At 65.3% G+C, this 18,128-nt stretch carries 15 protein-coding genes; 4 read left to right on the top strand and 11 right to left on the bottom strand.

Annotated elements, in window-relative coordinates; genetic code table 11:
• Nucleotides 1-452 precede the first annotated feature (452 nt).
• Nucleotides 453-1,019: a response regulator gene (locus tag K9F62_15070; GenBank protein ID UJX40023.1), complete on the top strand. Its 567-nt coding sequence runs from the start codon at nt 453-455 to the stop codon at nt 1,017-1,019.
• Between the two features lie 74 nt (nt 1,020-1,093).
• Here K9F62_15070 and K9F62_15065 read toward each other — a convergent pair whose 3' ends face one another.
• The 7 genes from K9F62_15065 to K9F62_15035 form a co-directional block, all read right to left on the bottom strand.
• Nucleotides 1,094-2,905 carry a carbon starvation protein A gene (locus tag K9F62_15065; GenBank protein UJX40022.1) on the bottom strand — a complete coding sequence of 604 codons (1,812 nt, stop codon included), beginning with the start codon at nt 2,903-2,905 and terminating at the stop codon, nt 1,094-1,096.
• 111 nt (nt 2,906-3,016) lie between these two features.
• Nucleotides 3,017-4,789, bottom strand: coding sequence for a histidine kinase (locus K9F62_15060; GenBank protein ID UJX40021.1), 1,773 nt, complete (start codon nt 4,787-4,789; stop codon nt 3,017-3,019).
• Between the two features lie 9 nt (nt 4,790-4,798).
• The gene (locus K9F62_15055) at nt 4,799-5,566 is read right to left on the bottom strand and encodes a LytTR family DNA-binding domain-containing protein (protein UJX40020.1); all 768 of its coding nucleotides are present in this window, start codon (nt 5,564-5,566) and stop codon (nt 4,799-4,801) included.
• A 56-nt stretch (nt 5,567-5,622) separates the two neighbouring features.
• Complete coding sequence (locus tag K9F62_15050) at nt 5,623-6,621, bottom strand: cation diffusion facilitator family transporter (protein UJX40019.1); 999 nt, start codon at nt 6,619-6,621, stop codon at nt 5,623-5,625.
• 367 nt (nt 6,622-6,988) lie between these two features.
• A complete protein-coding gene (locus tag K9F62_15045; GenBank protein UJX40018.1) occupies nt 6,989-7,408 on the bottom strand; it encodes a hypothetical protein in 420 nt (139 codons plus the stop codon).
• 276 nt (nt 7,409-7,684) lie between these two features.
• Entirely contained in the window at nt 7,685-8,272 is a 588-nt protein-coding gene (locus K9F62_15040; GenBank protein UJX40017.1) for a DJ-1/PfpI family protein, read from the bottom strand.
• Between the two features lie 79 nt (nt 8,273-8,351).
• Nucleotides 8,352-8,693: a hypothetical protein gene (locus K9F62_15035; protein UJX40016.1), complete on the bottom strand. Its 342-nt coding sequence runs from the start codon at nt 8,691-8,693 to the stop codon at nt 8,352-8,354.
• A gap of 153 nt (nt 8,694-8,846) precedes the next feature.
• Between K9F62_15035 and K9F62_15030 the strand changes: the two genes are divergently transcribed.
• A complete protein-coding gene (locus K9F62_15030; protein ID UJX40015.1) occupies nt 8,847-11,306 on the top strand; it encodes a ComEC/Rec2 family competence protein in 2,460 nt (819 codons plus the stop codon).
• Between the two features lie 91 nt (nt 11,307-11,397).
• Here K9F62_15030 and phoU read toward each other — a convergent pair whose 3' ends face one another.
• Together phoU and serB are read right to left on the bottom strand one after the other, a co-directional pair.
• Nucleotides 11,398-12,063: a phosphate signaling complex protein PhoU gene (gene phoU / locus K9F62_15025; GenBank protein UJX40014.1), complete on the bottom strand. Its 666-nt coding sequence runs from the start codon at nt 12,061-12,063 to the stop codon at nt 11,398-11,400.
• A 161-nt stretch (nt 12,064-12,224) separates the two neighbouring features.
• Nucleotides 12,225-13,445, bottom strand: a complete 1,221-nt coding sequence (gene serB, locus K9F62_15020) for a phosphoserine phosphatase SerB (protein UJX40013.1) — start codon at nt 13,443-13,445, stop codon at nt 12,225-12,227.
• 201 nt (nt 13,446-13,646) lie between these two features.
• On the opposite strand from serB, the gene K9F62_15015 reads away from it, so the two are divergent.
• Nucleotides 13,647-13,868, top strand: a complete 222-nt coding sequence (locus K9F62_15015) for a hypothetical protein (GenBank protein UJX40012.1) — start codon at nt 13,647-13,649, stop codon at nt 13,866-13,868.
• Between the two features lie 129 nt (nt 13,869-13,997).
• Here the strand turns inward: K9F62_15015 and K9F62_15010 are convergent, their stop codons facing one another.
• Both K9F62_15010 and K9F62_15005 read right to left on the bottom strand, forming a co-directional pair.
• Nucleotides 13,998-16,553, bottom strand: a complete 2,556-nt coding sequence (locus K9F62_15010) for a molybdopterin-dependent oxidoreductase (protein UJX40011.1) — start codon at nt 16,551-16,553, stop codon at nt 13,998-14,000.
• Between the two features lie 111 nt (nt 16,554-16,664).
• On the bottom strand, nt 16,665-16,841 hold the full coding sequence (locus tag K9F62_15005) for a hypothetical protein (protein ID UJX40010.1): 177 nt from the start codon (nt 16,839-16,841) through the stop codon (nt 16,665-16,667).
• 146 nt (nt 16,842-16,987) lie between these two features.
• Here K9F62_15005 and K9F62_15000 point away from each other — a divergent pair, with 146 nt between their 5' ends.
• Entirely contained in the window at nt 16,988-18,124 is a 1,137-nt protein-coding gene (locus K9F62_15000) for an aminotransferase class V-fold PLP-dependent enzyme (GenBank protein ID UJX40009.1), read from the top strand.
• The last annotated feature ends 4 nt before the right edge of the window (nt 18,125-18,128 follow it).

Here is an 18,128-nt window from a genome sequence, read left to right as displayed (position 1 = left end):
AATGTCCTGGTTCATGGCGTCATCCTCGGCGCAGGGGCGGCCCCTTGCCAGCAGAGTGCGGTATGTCGTTTCCCGCCTTCGCACCCGGTCCGTGGGGACCCGGTGCGGCAGCGACTTACCAATAGGCTTTTTTGCAAGCCCTGGCTAGTGTTACGAAATAAAATTTATAACACTATAATTATGCCGCATCATGACCGTTTTGCCTTTCCAACCGCTCGGCATCTTTTTCGTCTTGCTCCCACCACGCCTTGCCCGAACCAGCGGTGAAAGTTAGCCTGGCGGCCAAACGAATCGGGGGACCGCAGCCATACAGGACGGCGCAGAGAAGAGGCTAAGGTATATTGCGGAACTTCTTGCCCTGGCGTATTAGTATAGCCACGATTCGTTCCAAACAAAACTTACTCGTTATAATATTATCAGTTAGCAGTCGTTGCACAAAGATACAGCAGAAAATGCCGCCACCAAAAAAGCTGAAAAGCGATACAACCCATCTATCAAAGCATACGGAGCCCGCCTCGAATCCCGCGCATCATTCGGCCGGGGCGGCGCACAGCAAAAACACCTCCGCTTGCGCGCTTTGTTCCACCAGCCGTGGCGACGCACAGTTTCTGGAAACCTTCGCGGCCTTGCGGGAAAACGAAAAACACTTCCGCCTGCTTATTGCCGAAGACTCCGTCTCCAATCGCGAACTGCTCCGGCTTTTTCTGGAACACGAGCCCTATGAAATCGTCATGGCCGAAACGGGACGCGAGGCCCTGGCCCTTTTCTCCCCCGGCGCTTTCGACGTGATCCTCATGGACATGGAGATGCCCGAGCTGGACGGTTGCGCCGCAACCGAAGCCATTCGGCGTCTGGAGGCAGCCAGCGGAACCAGGCGCACGCCCATTCTCATGTTGTCGGCCCACGCCTTTGCCGATTACGAACAAAAGGGCCTGGCCGCCGGCTGCGACGGCTTCATGACCAAACCCATTCGCAAGAGCCGGCTCATCGAAGTCCTGCGCCGGGCCGTCGGCGCGTAAAAAAAAGCCGGGGCGGCGTGGCCGCCCCGGCTTCATCGCATCTCGCCAAGAGGCGCAGGATACTTCCTTCGTGTTTATTCCGGAACCACTTCCAGCACCTTGTCGCCGTAGTTGTCGACGACAGGGGTCTTGATGCCGAGAAGCTCCATCCAGCGGCGCACGGTGCCGACGATGACGATGGCCATGAGCACCAGGATGATCACCGCCAGGGAGGCCAGCAGGTACAAACCCTTGGGCAGGTAGGTCACGGTGACCTGCAGGTAGCCGGCCCAGAAGGTGATGCCGACCATGGCCAACCCCGGAACCGCCGTTGTCCAGGCATAGCGCGCCCGGCCCATGCGGATGATCATGGTGGTGCCGATAAGAAGGCTCACGGCCGCCAGCAGCTGGTTGGACATGCCAAAAAGCGGCCAGATGGTGGAGATGTTGCCCGTATAGACGAAGTAGCCCCAGGCGAAGGTGAAGATGGCCGAGGTGAAAAGGATGCCCGGCACCCAGTGCTTCTCGCGGAACTTGGGGATCACCTGGCCGATCATTTCCTGCAGGAAGAAACGGCCGACCCGGGTGCCCGCGTCCACGGCGGTCAGGATGAAGACGGCCTCGAACATGATGGCGAAGTGATACCAGTAGGCCATGAGGTGGGACATGACCGGAATCGAGGAGAAGATGTGGGCCATGCCGACGGCCAGGGAAACGGCCCCGCCGGGACGGCCCTGGATGTTTTCGCCCACGGCCTGGGCCAGGCTGTTCAAATCGACCGGGGTCATGCCGAGCTTGGCGAAAACGGCCACCGGGGTGTTGATCGCGAAGTAGTCGGCCGGAACCAGCACGCAGGCGGCAATGAGCGCCATGATGGCCACGAAGCCTTCCATGAGCATGGCCCCGAAGCCGACGAAGAGCAGGTGATGCTCGCTGTCGAGCATCTTGGGCGTGGTGCCGGAGCCGATGATGGCATGGAAGCCCGAGAGCGCCCCGCAGGCGATGGTGATGAAAAGGAACGGGAAGACGGGGCCGTGGATGATGGGGCCGCCGCCGGCGTCAAACGAAGTCAGGGCCGGCATGACGAGCTGCGGGTGCACCCAGAAGATGCCGATGGCCAGCGCGCCGATGGTGCCCACCTTCAGGTAGGTGGAGAGGTAATCGCGCGGGCACAGGAGCAGCCAGACCGGAAGCACCGAGGCCACGAAGCCGTAGACCGGGATGGTGACGGCGATGGTCGGGCGCGACATGTTGAAAATCGAGGACCAGAAGGGACTGCTGGCGATATACGGTCCGACGATGATGGCCAGGGCCAAAAGCACCACGCCGATCACCGAGCCGCCGACCACGCCGCCGCCCGGGGCATGCTGCATGTACACGCCCATAATGATGGCGATGGGAATGGTGGCGAAGACGGTGAAGGTGCCCCAGGGGCTGTTGTGCATGGCGTTGACCACGGCGATGGACAGGCCGGCCAGGGTCAGAAGCAGGATGAAAAGCACCGCGAACCCGGCCACCGAGCCCGTGGCCTTGCCCACTTCCTGGGAGGCGATGTAGGCGAGCGAGCGGCCCTTATGGCGCACCGAGGCGAACAGCACCACCGTGTCGTGGACGCATCCACCCAGGACGCAGCCGACGAGAATCCACAGCGCGCCCGGCAGGTAGCCGAACTGGGCGGCCAGCACCGGGCCGATGAGCGGCCCTGCGGCGGCGATGGCCGCGAAATGGTGCCCGAACAGCACATACTTGTTGGTCTTCACATAGTCGTGCCCATCGGCCATGGTCACCGCCGGCGTCAGACGCGCATCGTTGATGCCAAGGACCTTTTTGGTAAAAAAGATCCCGTAAAAGCGGTAGCCTATGGCAAATACGCACAGGGCGGCGAAGACGAGTGTCAACGCATTCATGACTGCCTCCCGTGTTTTGGACATCCCCTGCGGTTAGCCCGTTTGCGATGTTGGCCCTGCCTTGGCATGGCCCGGGGGATGACAACAAGACCGTGAGGCCCAAAGGGATAATTACGGGGCTGAGGCGACGGTTTGCGGGGTTGACGGACATGGGCCGCCCGAGGCGGCCGCGGGCGGGATGCGAAACGAGATGCGGCTGCCCCGGCCGGGGGCGCTCTCGATATGAAGGGCGTACTGTTGGCCGAAGAGCTGGACCAGGCGCTGGTTGGAATTGCGGGCTCCCACGCCCACGGTCATGGATGCGAGGTCGCGCGGGGAGAGGATTTCCCGGATGGTGTCCGGGGTCATGCCGAGGCCGTCGTCCTCCACCATCACGCGCAGGTGGTCGTTTTCCCGGCGGGCCTCGATGCGTACCCGCCCCCCCTGCTGGCGGCCTTGCAGGCCGTGGCGCACGCTGTTTTCCACCAGCGGCTGGATGAGCAGCGGCGGCACGAGCCAGGCGTCGCAGCCCTCCTCCAGCTCGATCTCGCTCGTGATGCGTTCGCCGAATCGGGCCTGCTCGATGGCCAGATAGGAGCGCACCTGTTCCATCTCCTCGTTTAGGCGCACGAGTCCCCGCGAACTGTCGAGGTTGCGCCGCATGTAGCGGGCCAGATCGAGCAGCAGTTCCCGGGCCTGCCCCGGGGCGGTGCGGCAAAAAGAGGCGATGGTGTTCAGGGAGTTGAACAGGAAATGGGGGGTGATCTGGGCCTGCAACCGCCGGATTTCGGCATGGGCCAGGAGCTGGTTGGTGATGCCGATGTCCTCCAACTCGAGCTGGGTGGAAAAAAGCTCGGCCAGCCCCTTGGCCAGCTCGAACAGCGGCTGGTCCAGGGGGCGGCTCTTGGTGCCGTAGATTTTGAGGCAGCCGCGAATGGCCTGCCCCTTGCGCAGCGGCACGATGATGGCCTCGCACAGCGGACAACCGGCCTTGTCGCAGCCGATGCTGTCGCGGTCGCGCAGGAAAAGGGCTGTGCCCGTCTCGAAGGCCAGCCGGGTGCCCCTGGTGCGCCAGTGGGTCCCGGCCTGATGATGGTCCTCGCCGACGCCCACATGGGCCAGGATGGTGGCCTCGCCGGTAATGGCCACCGCGGCCACGCCCGTCTCGGCCCGGATGATGGCGGCCGTGGCCCGAGCCGACTCCGGAGTCAGGCCGCCGCGCAGATGGGCCACGGTCTGGCTGGCGATGGACAGGATACGCCGTGCCTCGCTGGAATCGCGCTGCTCGCGCAGGCGCCGCTGCAACCTGAGCGCCTTGACGAAAATGGCCGCGCCCACGGCATTGACCACGATCATCGGCACGCCGATGACCTGTACCAGTTCCACCGCCTCGGCAAAGGGCCGCGACAAGGCCAGCACAAGCCCCATGTGCACGGATTCACCCAGGATGCCGAGCACCATGGCCACGCCCCAGTCCAGGCTCTTGCCGGGAAAACGCCGGGCAACGAGCCCCGCCGCCGTGCCTTCGAGGATGGTGGCCACGGCGCAGGGCACGGCGCTGAAGCCGCCGATGTCGATGAGATACCGCTCGCCGCCGGCGATGAGCCCGGCCCCGATGCCGACCACCGGGCCGCCGTACAGTCCGGCCGTGATCACGCCGATGGCCCGCAGGTTGGCGTAGGAATGGAAAACATAGTTGCCGGTGTAGGTGCCGAGAATGCCGAAAAGCCCGAACAACACAATGGCGGCGAGGGTGCTCCAAAGCGGCCGGTCGCGGCCGATATTCATGCGCTCGAAGGGCGCGAGCGTCATGATGGCGAAACCGCCGGCCAAAAGCAGTCCGAACCGCTGGGACAAAGTGATGAAAAGTTCCGGGACCTCCGGGGCGAACAGGGCGATGTGCATGGCTTCCCCCTACAATCCCAACCGTTCCTTGAACTCCCGCACCCGGTTGCGGCTGACCGTGACTTCGGTGCGGTCCGCATCGTCGAGCACGATGAGGTATTTGCCGCCGACCCAGGGCGAAAGCTCGGCAATGCGCTCCAGATTGACCATGACCGCCCTATTGGCCCGGAAAAAAGGCAGCCCGGCCAGGCGCTCCTCGGCCCGGGTGAGCGTCGGCAGCCCGTGGCAGGGGTAACGCCCTTGAACGGTCAACGCGGTGATGCCTTTGTCGTCGGCCTCCAGGCACAGGACCTCGGCCGGGGGCAACAGCGCAATGCGGCCATGGCGCTCCACCGCCACCCGCGCCGCGCGCGCCCCCCGGCCAAGGCCCTCCAAAAGCGAGGTGAGGGCATCGGCCATCCGGCCGCGACCGGCCGCCAGACGCCGCCGGGCCCGGTCCAGGCTTTCGGCCAGGCGCTCGGGAGCCACGGGCTTGAGCAGGTAATCCACGGCGTTTTGCTCGAAGGCCTTGATGGCGTATTCGTCGAAGGCGGTCACGAAGATGAAAAGCGGCACATGGGCGAAGTCCCTGGCCTGGCGCAACACCTCGAATCCGTCCTGGCCGGGCATGCGGATATCGAGCAGCACGATGTCGGGTTTGTCGCCCTCGATGGCGGCCAGGGCGGCGTCAGCGCAATCAGCCTGGGTGATCTGGATGTCCGGATGGGCGGCAAGCAGATAGGCCAGCTCGTCGCGGGCCGGCTTTTCATCGTCGACAATCAGGGCGCGCAAAACCATGGCCTCGTTGGTAGCGCCGGGGAAAGCGGCTGTAAAGCGGCGGTCGCGGCGGTGCGTCAGCGCTTCTTTGCGTCGGGGTCGCCCGTGGTTTGCGGCGTCCAGACCGGCGTGGCGCTGGCCGGCGCGGTGCGCAGATCGCACGGATCGGCGTCGCATACCGGACAGCGGCCGTCGTTGCACGGATCGGCGTGGATCATGATGTCGGCGTCCGGCCCCAGATAGGAATGGAGCAGCGCCTCCATGGCGTCGACCTGGATATGGGCCTCGTAAAGCGGCATCTCGCGGGGCAAGATCAGGTGCATGTCCACATGGACCCGCCGACCGGTCTTGATGGCCCGCAGCCGATGGATGTCGATCCAGGCCGGATGGCGGTTATCCCGCAGCAACGTGCAAATGCCCTCGAGCAACACCGGATCGGATTCGATCATGAACCCCGAAACCGACCGGCGCACCAGGTCCACTCCGGCCCAGGCGATGTTGGCCCCGACCAGACAGGCCACCGCGCCGTCCAGCCACAGCCAGCCCGTGGCCCACACGAGCCCCAACCCCACCAGCACTCCGACCGACGTGTACACGTCGGTCAGCACATGCTTGCCGTCGGCCACAAGCGTCAGCGATCCCGCCCGCCGTCCCTCACGCAGCAGCATAAGGCCCAGCCACAAATTGACCGCCCCGGCCCCGGCCAAAAGCGCGATGCCGCCGCCCAGATGCGGCACGGGCGCGGGATGGAAAATCTTGTCCCAGGATTCGTAAAAAATGCCGACCGAAGCCAGCAAAATCAGCATACCCTCAAGCCAGGCCGCGTAATACTCGATGTTGCCGTGCCCGTACGGATGGCCCTCGTCCGGCGGCGTGGCGGCCACGGACACGCTGACCACCGCGAACGCGGCAGCCACGACGTTGATGATGGACTCCAACGCGTCGGACATGATCGCGGCCGAGCCGGTCAACCACCAGGCCGCCATCTTGACGCACAACAATATGACAGCAACCCCCAGGGACAAGCGGGCCGCCCGAATCTCCGGACCGGATTTGCGGGGGATGGGTTGGTGCATGGGATATTCGTTATGTTTTGAGGTTGGAGTCGTGAAGTGCCAGGGCGCCGCCCTGGACCCGGCAGGGGCTCCGCCCCTGCACCCCGTCGGGGGACTTGATGTCCCCCGAACCCCCTTTTACCGGGTCGGGATGATGGGAGGAGGTAGGGTTGGTGTTTTTTGGGCGACGAGGCCTCGACTGTTTGTGGCCGCAATCGGCCCGGCGACACGAGGGGCTTGCGCCCCTCGACGCCGGACGCGATTGCGGCCACAACCGCGCCAGCGGCGAAGCGCCGCATTTAAGAAATAGGGGAAAACCCTTCTTTTTAACTTTAGCCCCGATAGCGCCCCGGCGGGGCCTGGGGCAGAGCCCCACCCTACCGCGCGGCTACTTCAGCGAACCGATCTTGCCGAACTTGGTGGATTCGGCCCGGTAGAAAACGTTTTCGATGACCTTGTCGTTGCCGACGTCCTTGTAGTCGATGCGCACGGGTGAACCGTCTTCCTTCACTTTCCGAAAGAAGTCGGCGATATTTTTAAACTTATCCGAACGCAGACCAGGGTCGACGACAAAGAAACCCTGGCTGGTGACGATGGTCAGGACGTTCTTGGTTTCCTGAACTTCCTCCACCAGCGCGGTGGTCTTCTTGTATTTCACAGCCAAGCTGTCTTCGGTGACGAAATCGACGACATAATAGGCGGCCACGATGAACAGGAGAAAGGAAAAGATCAGCAGGACCTTTCCCTTGTTGACGGCGAAATCGCCGATGGCCTGCCGCAGCCGTTCCAACTTTAACGTATCGATCATAGCTCCTCATTGCCCCGGCGGTGGTCGGATCGACCGCCGGGCCGCGTGACGGAAAGGGCTATACCACCCTTGGACAAGGGAAAAAAGAGAAGAATCAAGGGCGATCCGGGTAAACCCGGGTCGCCCTGGGCGGCATATGGCAAGTGGCGGCGGCCGACGAACAACATGATGCGATCAGTGTCGCGTCCTCGAAACGCGTTCATACGAATTTCGAAAATAACGCATTTGAATAATTACTTTTCCGTAAAGGCATCGCCGCGTTAAAAAAACAGGGAACTAGGGTTCGATCTTGGTGCCGAGCATTTCCAGAAATTTGCGAATCCATTCCGGATGGGCCGGCCAGGCCGGGCTGGTCACCAAATTATTGCTGACCACGGCGCTGGTGAAGGTTTCGTTGGGGCTGACGTAGGTGCCGCCGGCAAGTTCGATTTCGGGCTGCACGGACGGGTAGGCCATGAGGGAGCAGCCGGCCACCACCCCGGCGGCCGCCAGCAGTTGCGGGCCGTGGCAGATGGCGGCGATGGGCTTTTTGGTCGCGCCGAAGTGTTTGACGATCTCGATGACGCGGGGATTGAGCCGGATGTATTCCGGGGCGCGCCCGCCGGGCACGACCAGGGCGTCGTAGGCGGCCGGGTCCACAGCATCGAAATTGGCGTTCAGGGTGAAGTTGTGGCCGGGCTTTTCGCTGTAGGTCTGGTCGCCTTCGAAATCGTGGATCGCGGTGCGCACCTGTTCGCCGGATTTTTTGCCCGGGCACACGGCATGCACGTCATGGCCGACCATCAGCAACATCTGGAAGGGGACCATGACTTCGTAGTCCTCGACATAGTCGCCGACAAGCATCAAAATTTTCTTTACGGCCATACCTCTGCTCCTTTGGCATGGTTTGGCCACCGCGACCGGGCGGCGGCGCGCAATGATTCCCAACCAAGCGGTCGGAAAGCTATTTGGTGCAATTGCACCGGAAAAACTTGCGCTGGCAAAATTCCAGGCAGGCGTCCCTGGCGGCCTCGATCTTGGCCCCGCACGCGGCCGGGGCGCTTTGCGAGAGTTCTTCGGCCCTGGCCTTGCAGGCAGCCCGACAGCCGTCCTTGTTCTCGTAATAGTCCGTCACCACAGCCTGATAGACGGCGCAAACGCGGGAGGCGCAGGCCGCATCGGCCCCGACCGGGGCAGCCTGGCAGGAGGCCGCGTATTCCTGGGGCGTGATGATGGGTTCGACTCTGGTACAGCCCCAGAAGGCGAGGCAACCGACAGCAAGGGCAAGCAGGATCGGGCGCGACACGCGAACTCCTCCCCGCCCATGGCCGGCGGGATTTGCACTCTTTGCATCTATCCCTAACCGCAAGCCCAAATCATGACAAGCCGGCCTTGCCCTGAGGCGGCAACGATTCTACGATTGCCAATATTTCCCAACCAAAACAAGATGTCGCTCCCCATGGAGCTTAGCGCCAAACGCCGAAAACCCAAAGACCCGCCGCGCGTGCCGCCGCTTCTGCCCTGGCAGCCGTGCCTGCTGGCCTATGGCGCGGGCATTGTGGCCGCGCATTTTTTCCCGGCCGCCTGCGTCGCGCTGCTGTTGCTGCTGGCCTTTCCCCGGCCGGCCAAAGGTCGCCCTTCCGTGGCCGCGCTTGTGGGCGCATGGGGCCTGGGGCTTGTGGTCGGCCTTATCGCCCTGCCGAGCATCCCCCGAAACATGCCGCCCTGCCTGACGTCCGACGCGCCCCTGGCCGTCAGCGGACGCGTGATGGCGGTCGCGGCCAATCCCGAGGCGCGCCTGTCCGTGACCCTGGAGGACGTCCGCCTGTCCGGCCCGGATTGCAAAGACGCCCCGCTTCCCGGCCGGCTGGCCCTGACCATCGACCGACCGGCCTTCCGGCCCATCCCCGGCGATACGCTTGCGGTCACGGCCCGGGTGCGGCCGACCCGGGGATTTCAAAATCCCGGCGCCACCGATTACGCCTTTTCCCGGCGGCTGGAGGACATCTTTTTCCGGGCTTATGCCCGGGGCGACAAGGGCGCGCCGGTGCGACGCATCACGCCAAGCCGCGACCTCCCGGCCCGCTGGCGTGAAGCCTTGCGCCGACGCGTCATGGCCAGTCTGGTCCCGCCGGAAGGCGCCGACCCGGCCGCGCGGGCCGGCCGGGCCATGGTGGCGGCCCTTGTCTTTGGCGACCGCTCGGGACTGACGGAAGCCGACGTCGATCTGGTGCGCCGGGCCTCGCTGGCCCACACGCTGGCCCTTTCCGGCATGCATGTGGGTTTTGTCGCCGCCTTGGGCGCAGGGCTAGCCACGCTGCTTGGCCGGTTATGGCCGCGTATCTACCTTTCCATCCCCAGGCCCCACCTGATCGTGCTTTTCGCCGGCCCGCCGGTCGCGGCCTACTGCTGGCTGGGCGGGCTGACGCCGTCGCTTGCCCGGGCGGCGCTCATGTTCGCCGCGTTCGGGCTCATGCTGCTGCTGCGCCGCGACAGGGCCCTTCTGGACGGGCTTTTTCTGGCCCTGGCCGCGATCCTTGTCGTCGCACCCCTGGCCGCCTTCGATCCCCGGTTGCAGCTTTCGGCCCTGGCCGTGGCCGGCATCGGCGTATTCTGGCCCCTTTTTACCCGATTTTCGCGCCATGTGCCGTTTAAGGGACCGGCCATGACCGTCTTCTTGTGGATCGGGGGCACGCTTTGGGTGAGCCTTTGCGCCGAAGCCGCGGTCATGCCGCTTATCGCCCGGCTGTACGGCGACCTGACGCCCAATCCCTGGATCAACCTGCTGTGGCTGCCGGTACTTGGCGGCGTGGCCATGCCACTGGCCCTGGCCGGGCTGGCCGCATCGGTCATCCCGGGGCTGATGGGCCTCGGCGCGGGGCTCCTCGGCGCGGCGGCGGCCTGCTGCGAAGGACTTATGCGCCTGCTGGCAGTGGCAAACGCCCACGGCCTGCTCCTCTCCTCGGCCGTACTGCGGCCGGGCTGGGTCGAGACCATCGGCTGCCTGGGGCTCCTGGCCGCCCTGGCCATGGTCGTCTCCGGCGGCCGACGGCCCATGGCCGCCATGGCGGCAAGCCTCGTCCTGCTGCTCTTCCCCACGGTCTGGCGCTCGCTTTCCGACATGCGGGAGCTCGTACGCATCACGGTCCTCGACGTCGGCCAGGGCCAGTCCGTGGCCCTCGAACTGCCGGGCGGCAAGCGGTTGCTGGTGGATGCGGGCGGACTCTTCGGCAACTTCGACGTGGGCCGGGCCGTGATCGGAGCGTACCTGACCGACGGCCGGCCGCCGCGGCTTACGGCCGCCTTGGCCAGCCATCCACACCGCGACCACATCAAGGGGTTCATTTCCCTGCTCGACCGCTTTGCCGTCGGGAAATACTACGACAACGGCGGCACGCCCGAGGGGAATCTGGCCGCGCCGATAGGGGACGCCCTGGCCAGACGACACATCCCCCACGCGGCCCTGGCCGCCGGCGACGCCCTCGACCTTGGCGACGGACTGCGCCTTGCCGTGCTCCACCCGGGTCCGGACGACGATCGCGACGGCAACAACGGCTCGCTCATCCTGCGGCTGACCTGGAACGGCCATGGGCTGGCCGTCATTCCCGGCGACGCCGAACGCGGGGTGTTGCGCCGGCTGGCCGCATCCGGGGAAGCGCTTGACGCCGCCGTGCTCGTCCTGCCGCACCACGGCTCCGTGACCAGCCTGACCAAGCGCTTCCTCACGGCCGTCTCGCCGCATGTCGCCATCGCCAGTTGCGGCGAAGGCGGACGCTATCCGGCCAATAAGGTCGCGGCCACCCTGAAGCGCCTGGGCTGCGCTGTCTACGCCACCAACCGCGACGGGGCCGTCACCGTGGGCTTCGACGCGCCGGACGGCACACCGCGCGTCGCGACGGCCGGCGAACGGAAACAATGACACGACGCCGTACAGGCGGAAAAACGCGGGAAACGGAGGTTCGGGCGCGGCACGGCACAGCCTGCCGCGAAACACGGGGCGAAAGGGCGGATCAGCCCTGGGGACCGCACTTGTGCTTGTAGTCGATGGCCTTGCGGATAAAGATCGTCGACTCCGCGATATTGGCGCACTGGTCGCAGATGCGCTTGAGGCTGTGGGCGACGAAGGATTCCTGCACGGCGCGCTCCACGGGCCGGGCCTCGCGGATCATTTCGCTGGTCACTTCCCGGAAGATCCGCACGTTGAGGTCCAACGCGGCGGCGTTTTGCTCGATGACGCCAAGCGCGGCCTCGGCGTCAAGGTCCATGTAGCAGGCAATGGAGGCGCGCAAGAGGTCCTGGGCCAGATCGGCCAGTTGCCGGACGTTGGCATGCAGAGGCTGTCGCGGCTCGCTGGTCAGGACCAACACCCGCTCGGCGATGTTGACCGCCTCGTCGCCCAGGCGTTCGATATTGACCAGCATCCGCATGGAACCCACGATGAAACGCAGGTCCTTGGCCACCGGATGGTGCAGCGCGAGGATCTTGAGGCTTTCCGAATCGACGCGGCATTCGAAATCGTTGATCTCGCGGTCCGCGTCGATGACTTCCCGGGCCTTGGCGGCATTATGCTCCAGCAAGCTGGCCACGGCTTTGCGCACGGCATCCTGGGCCAGATGCATCATTTGCAGCACATCCACCTTGAGTTTGTGGATGGCGTTGTCGAGCGGGGTTTCCAAAGCAGGCTCCCGGGTTGGCCGGCGGCTCCCAGCCGCATGGCAATTGCAGACGTAACCCTTGTCACGAACCGTTCGCGGTGACGCCTTCATGTTCGAATTGTGACAATTTGACAAAAAGCCGTCAACCCGTTGGGAGGAGAAAACTTTTTTGGAATAATATGTTACGATAACGTGTCGCGGTCGCGAACGCCGACCAGATACAAGATGCTGTCCAGGCCCAAGGTGGAAATGGCCTGCCCGGCGCCTTTTTTCACCACCGGCTTGGCATGGTAGGCGATGCCGAGCCCGGCAATGCCCAGCATGGGCAGATCGTTGGCCCCGTCGCCCACGGCAATGACCTGTTGCAGGGAAAGGCCCTCGCGCTCGGCGATCATGCGCAGCACATCGGCCTTTTTGGCCGCGTCCACGATGTCGCCCACCACCTCGCCGGTAAGCACCCCGTCCGTGATCTCCAGCTCGTTGGCGAACACGTAGTCGATGCCGAGCTTCTCCTGGAGACGCTGTCCGAAATAGGTGAATCCGCCGGAAATAATCGCGATCTTGTAGCCGAACCGCTTGAGGTTGGCGATGAGTCGCTGGGCGCCGTCGTTGAGCGGAATGCGGTTGGCCACGGTTTCCAGGGTGTCGGCCGAAAGTCCCTTGAGCAACCGCAGCCGGCGGCGCAGGCTCTCCTTGAAGTCGATCTCGCCGCGCATGGCCGATTCGGTAATGGCGGCGACCTTCTCGCCCACACCGGCCGCCTTGGCCAATTCGTCGATGACCTCGGCGGCAATGAGCGTCGAGTCCATGTCGAAGGCCACAAGTCGGCGGTTGCGGCGGAAGGCATTGTCTTCCTGGATGGCGATATCCACGCCCATTTCAGCGGATATACTGAGAAATTCGCTTTTGAGCGCCGTCAGGTCGGCCGGAGTGCCGCGCACGGAGAATTCCACGCAGGCCGTACGCGGGCAATGAGCCGAGTCGAGAGAGGCCCGGCCGGAAAGGCGCGTGATCACGTCGATATTGAGCCCGTTTTCGGCGATGACGCCGGTGACGGCGGCAATGTGGGCGGCGGTCAGATGCCGGGACAACAAGGTCACGATGCGCCGGTCCTTGCCCTGGGCGTCGACCCAGGACTCGTAGCTGTCGGCGTCGACCGGGGTGAAGGTGAGGTTGACGCCGAGCTTGTGGCCGCAAAAAAGCAGGTCCTTGAGAAACGGCGTGGATTCCCCCCCGGACGGCGACTTGACCAGGATGCCAAGCGACAGGGTATCGTGGATGACGGACTGGCCGATATCGAGGACGTCCGCCCCGTGCCGGGCCAGTTCGGCGGCGACGGCGGCGGTCAGGCCGGGCTTGTCCTCGCCGGAAACGCGGATGAGGATGATTTCGGGCTCGTGCATCGGGAGGCTATAGCGTCAGCCGGGCCGACGGGCAAGATGGAGAATGGGCACGATTTCACCCCGGGATTTCCTCTTTTCCCCTGCGCCGCTTTCGGCTATCCTAGGCAAGAGACGGTATCGTCCCGTCTTCCTTTCCGTAGCGCCGGGACAGGCTTCCACGTCCCGCCTCCAAATAGCGAACACCCTGACACAGGAGGACAAGTGGCAAAAAACGCCTATACCTTCGCCAAGCGCGCCAAGGAACTGGCCAAGAAGAAAAAAAAGGAAGAAAAACTCCAGCGCAAAACCGAGCGCCCCTCGGTCGAGGACGGCCCCTACTTCGACGAGGCGACGGGAGAAATCATCTATCCCGAGCCCGAACCAGCAACCGACCCCGCTTCCGACACGACGCCGGCCTCCGAGCCGGACAAACCCGCTTCATAACCGTCTGCCGCGGCCGTTTGGCGTTCGTTTCGTAAAACGCCCGGCCCCGTGCCGCTTCCGTGGCCCCGGAAGGACGCCGTCCGTTTGTTTCGCGGTCGACACCTTCGCGGGACCACACGGCATTGGGTCTTACGGCTGTTGGCCCGTAAACGGCAGCCGGCGCAGACGCCGCCCCGTGGCCGCGAACACGGCGTTGGCCACGGCAGCGGCCAGGGGCGCGACGCCCGGCTCGCCGACCCCGGTCGGTTCGGCTCCGGAATTGACGATGACCACATCCACCCGGGGCATGCGGTCAAACCGCAGCACGGGATAGCGGTCGAAATTGCCGAGAGGCACGCCCCCGTTTTCAAGCGGCACCGCTTCGCCCAGAGCCGCCGAAAGCCCGAAGGCCACGCCGCCCTCCATCTGGGCCCGCACCACGTCCGGATTGATCACCAGGCCGCAGTCCACGGCGCAGGTCACCCGCGTCACGGCAAATCCGCCGTCCGCCTCGGCCGCCACCTCGGCCACATGGGCCACGTACGTCTCGAAGGACCTGTGCACGGCAACGCCGCGTCCATGTCCCGCTTCCAGCGGCGCTTCCCAGCCGGCGGCCGCCACGGCCGCGTCCAGCACCGCCAGCCGGCGCGCATCCCCGGCCAGAAGCTCCCGGCGAAAGGCCACCGGGTCGCGCCCGGCTGCCTGGGCGACCTCGTCGAGAAAGGATTCCACGGCAAAGGCGGTATGGGAATGCCCCACCGAGCGCCACCACAGGACCGGCACGCCGACCGTGGTCGTATGCAGCTCCACGGCCAGATTCGGGATGGCGTAGGCCATGTCCGAAACGCCCTCCACCGAGGTGATGTCCACGCCGTCCTTGATCAGCGCCCCCTCGAAGGGCGTGTTCGTATTGATCGACTGCCCGACGATACGGTGCTTCCAGGCGCGAAGATTCCCCTGCCCGTCCAGGCCCGCCTCGACGCGGTGCAGCATCATCGGGCGGTAGCGCCCGCCGCGCAGGTCGTCGCCGCGATCCCACAACAACTGGACGGGTCTTTCGCCGCCAATGGCCCTGGCCACGGCGACCGCTTCGACAATGTAATCCGACCCCGGGTTGGCCCGGCGGCCAAAGCTGCCTCCCGCGTACAGGGTGTGGATGGTCACGGCCCGCTTGTCCGCAAGCCCGGCCGCGGCAGCGGCGTTTTCCTGGTCCACGGTCTGGAACTGGTCGCCGGCGAAGATCTCGCAGGCGCCGTCGGTCAGCCGCACCACGCAGTTGAGCGGCTCAAGGGGCGCATGGGCAAGGTAAGGCGCTTCGTAGACCGCCGAAAGCCGTTGCGTCGCCTCAGCAAGCGCCGCCGCCGCGTCGCCGTCGTCACGCACCACGACGCCGGGCGTTTCCAGAAGCTCGCCATACTTCTGGCGCAACTGCTCCGTGCCGCGCGTTTCCGCCCCGGCGTCGTCCCAGGCGACCCGCAAGGCGTCCCGGCCGCGAAGCGCCGCCCAGGTGTTCTCGGCCACCACGGCCACGCCCGAGGGAATCTCCACCACGTCGGTCACGCCGGCAACAGCCAGGGCCGGTCCGGGATCGAACGAGGCGACCTTGCCCCCGAAGCGCGGCGGACGGGCCACCACGGCCCGACGCATGCCGGGCAGGCGCACGTCCAGGGCGAAACGGGCCATGCCGGACACCTTGTCCGCCACATCCAGCCGTTCCAGGGGCTCGCTTGCGCCGATATAGCGGAAAGCTTCCGGAGCGGTCAGGGACGGGTCGTCAGGAGGGGCGATTGTCGCGGCGCGCGCGGCCAGTTCCCCGAACCCGGCCCGACGCCCGGAGGCCGTGTCGACGACCTCGCCGTTTGCAAGGCGCAACGCCCCGGCATCCGTGTCCCACAGTTGCGCGGCGGCCTGTCGCAGCATCTCACGGGCCTCGGCCCCGGCCCGCCGATATTGCATAAAGGCATTGGCCATGGCCGTGCTGCCGCCCGTTCCCTGCATGGGGCCGAAAAGCAGATTGTTGAAGACCCGCTCGTCGGCCGGTGCGCCCACGCAGCGCACGGCGTCCCACCGCGCGCCCATTTCCTCCGCCACCAACGTGGCCAGCCCGGTATGCGTCCCCTGGCCCATCTCCAGGTGTTTGGCCTGGACCGTGACCGTGCCGTCGGCATCGAGGCTGACAAAGGGATTGAGGACATACGTTCCCGGGCCGTCGGCATCGGCCGGACGGCGGGAGGCGGCGGGACGCTGCGCGGCCTGCCCTTGTCGCATGGCGGCGGCGCGGCGGATCGCCGCATGAATGCGCTGGTAGGTGCCGCAACGGCACAGATGCCGCCGCATGGCCTTGGCGATGTCCGCATCGGAGGGATCGGGATTTTCCTCAAGCAGGGCCACGGCCCGCAGGATCTGGCCCGGCTGGCAATAACCGCACTGGGGCACCTGCTCGGCCCGCCAGGCCGCTTTGACCGGATGGTCGTCGGCGATGCCTTCGATGGTGATGACGGTTGTGCCGGATGCGGCCTTGGCCTTTATGCCGCAGGACGGGCGGGCCTTGCCGTCGACGAGCACGGTGCAGCCCCAGCAGTGCCCGGCGCCGCAGCCGAACTTCGGCCCCGTGATGTCCAAAACGTCGCGCAACACCCACAAAAGGGGCATGTCGTCCGGAACGTCCAGCTCATGCGGCTGGCCATTGACGCTAAGTCTGATCATGACGCCCTCCGCTAACAGGTATTTCCTATTTCTCCCCTAAAGGGGACGCGGCAGGGGGTCAATGACAAACACAGTTTCTTTTAAAATCGTGACCCGACAAGCGGGCGGGGCTCAGGGCAGGAGAAACGACGGCGTTTTCTGCCGGAACGTCCGAAAATCCTGCCGCCCCTGTACCTGGGTCAGACAGTTGTTGGTCTCGAAGTCCAGTTTCCGCTCCAGCTCGCCGTTGGCGATGGGGGCACAGGCGGCGGCCACAAAGGCCAGAAGCGGCACGAGGTAGCGCAGCATGGCGGGGCTCCTTGAACGGCCGATTTTTCCGGCCGCCATTCCGTTTATGCATGTTGCATGCCCGTAAGCGCCCTCAAAGCGGCCCGATTGCCCGGGCCGGGCTTTTGCCGTATCGTGCGCGCCCACAGCAACCAGGGAGTATGACCATGCCAGACGCGCCTTTTCCGGGACTCAAGCTTTTCATCACCGGTCCGACCTATATCCGGCCCGAGGTGCGTGCGGCCGCCGCCTGGCCGGAATTCGGCCATCGCGATGCGGAAAACGCCAAACGCTTCCGCCCCATTTTCGAGGACCTCGCGGCCATCGCCGACCTGCCGCAAGACTACAAGACCATCCTCTTCCTCGGCTCCGGCTCCACGGCCATGGAAGCGGCCATCCGCTCCCTTGTCGCCACGGACGAGACCGTGCTCCACGTGTCGGTCGGCGCCTTCGGCGACATGTGGCACAAGATTTCGTTGGAAAACGGCAAGAAAGCCGCCCTGCTCGCCTTCGAGCCCGGACGCGCCGCCGACGTCGCCACCCTTGAGGCGGCCATGGACCAGCATAAGCCGGCCGTGGTGGCCATCACCCACAACGAGACCTCCACCGGCGTGTGCAACGACGTGGTGCCCCTTTGCCGGGCAATCAAGGCCCGCGGCGCGCTGGCCCTTGTCGATGGCGTGAGCATCTTCGGCGGCGCGCCTACCGGCATCCGGGAATCCGGCTGCGCCATGTACTGCACCGCCACCCAGAAGTCGCTCGGGCTGCATGCCGGCTTCGGCATCGGCTTCGTGAGCCCCGAAGCCGTGGACAAGGCCAGGCACGTCACGGCCCGGGGACACGCCTCGGACATCCTCTCCCACCTCGGCCGGGCCGCGAAATACCAGACCCAGTCCACGCCCAACGGCGCGCTCGGCAACCAGATGTTCGTCCAGCTCGAATATATCGTGAAGGAAGAAGGCATCGCCGCCCGCTTCACCCGCCACGAGGCCATGCGGGACATGGCCCAGGCCTTCGTCGCCGCCCAGCCCGGCCTGACCGCGTTCGCCCAGGAGGGCTACCGCTCCCCGACCGTGACCACGGCCGCCGCGCCCGAAGGCATGACCTTCGCCGGGCTGAGGGACGTCAAGGAAGCCATGCGGGCCAAGGGCTACCTGTTCGACCCCGGCTACGCCAAGCTCAACGAGGACCTGGAAGCGGCCGGCAAACGCCCCATCTTCCGCATCGGACACATGGGCGACATCAGCCCGGACATGCTGCGGGGATTCCTGGACACCCTCGGCGCGGTGCTGGCCGCGCGCTAAGGCG

The organism is Desulfovibrio sp. JY (genome assembly GCA_021730285.1).
GTDB lineage: Bacteria > Desulfobacterota > Desulfovibrionia > Desulfovibrionales > Desulfovibrionaceae > Solidesulfovibrio.
The sequence above is the reverse complement of the archived record's forward strand: the minus strand, read 5'-3'. Positions and strand labels throughout refer to the sequence as shown.

Excerpts from the sequence above, each read along its gene's own strand:
- K9F62_15010 (UJX40011.1), bottom strand. The coding sequence starts at position 16,553 with ATGATCAGACTTAGCGTCAATGGCCAGCCGCATGAGCTGGACGTTCCG.
- serB (UJX40013.1), bottom strand. The coding sequence starts at position 13,445 with ATGCACGAGCCCGAAATCATCCTCATCCGCGTTTCCGGCGAGGACAAG.
- K9F62_15070 (UJX40023.1), top strand. The coding sequence starts at position 453 with ATGCCGCCACCAAAAAAGCTGAAAAGCGATACAACCCATCTATCAAAG.
- K9F62_15065 (UJX40022.1), bottom strand. The coding sequence starts at position 2,905 with ATGAATGCGTTGACACTCGTCTTCGCCGCCCTGTGCGTATTTGCCATA.
- K9F62_15060 (UJX40021.1), bottom strand. The coding sequence starts at position 4,789 with ATGCACATCGCCCTGTTCGCCCCGGAGGTCCCGGAACTTTTCATCACT.
- K9F62_15050 (UJX40019.1), bottom strand. The coding sequence starts at position 6,621 with ATGCACCAACCCATCCCCCGCAAATCCGGTCCGGAGATTCGGGCGGCC.
- K9F62_15000 (UJX40009.1), top strand. The coding sequence starts at position 16,988 with ATGCCAGACGCGCCTTTTCCGGGACTCAAGCTTTTCATCACCGGTCCG.
- K9F62_15040 (UJX40017.1), bottom strand. The coding sequence starts at position 8,272 with ATGGCCGTAAAGAAAATTTTGATGCTTGTCGGCGACTATGTCGAGGAC.
- K9F62_15030 (UJX40015.1), top strand. The coding sequence starts at position 8,847 with ATGGAGCTTAGCGCCAAACGCCGAAAACCCAAAGACCCGCCGCGCGTG.
- K9F62_15005 (UJX40010.1), bottom strand. The coding sequence starts at position 16,841 with ATGCTGCGCTACCTCGTGCCGCTTCTGGCCTTTGTGGCCGCCGCCTGT.
- K9F62_15045 (UJX40018.1), bottom strand. The coding sequence starts at position 7,408 with ATGATCGATACGTTAAAGTTGGAACGGCTGCGGCAGGCCATCGGCGAT.
- K9F62_15055 (UJX40020.1), bottom strand. The coding sequence starts at position 5,566 with ATGGTTTTGCGCGCCCTGATTGTCGACGATGAAAAGCCGGCCCGCGAC.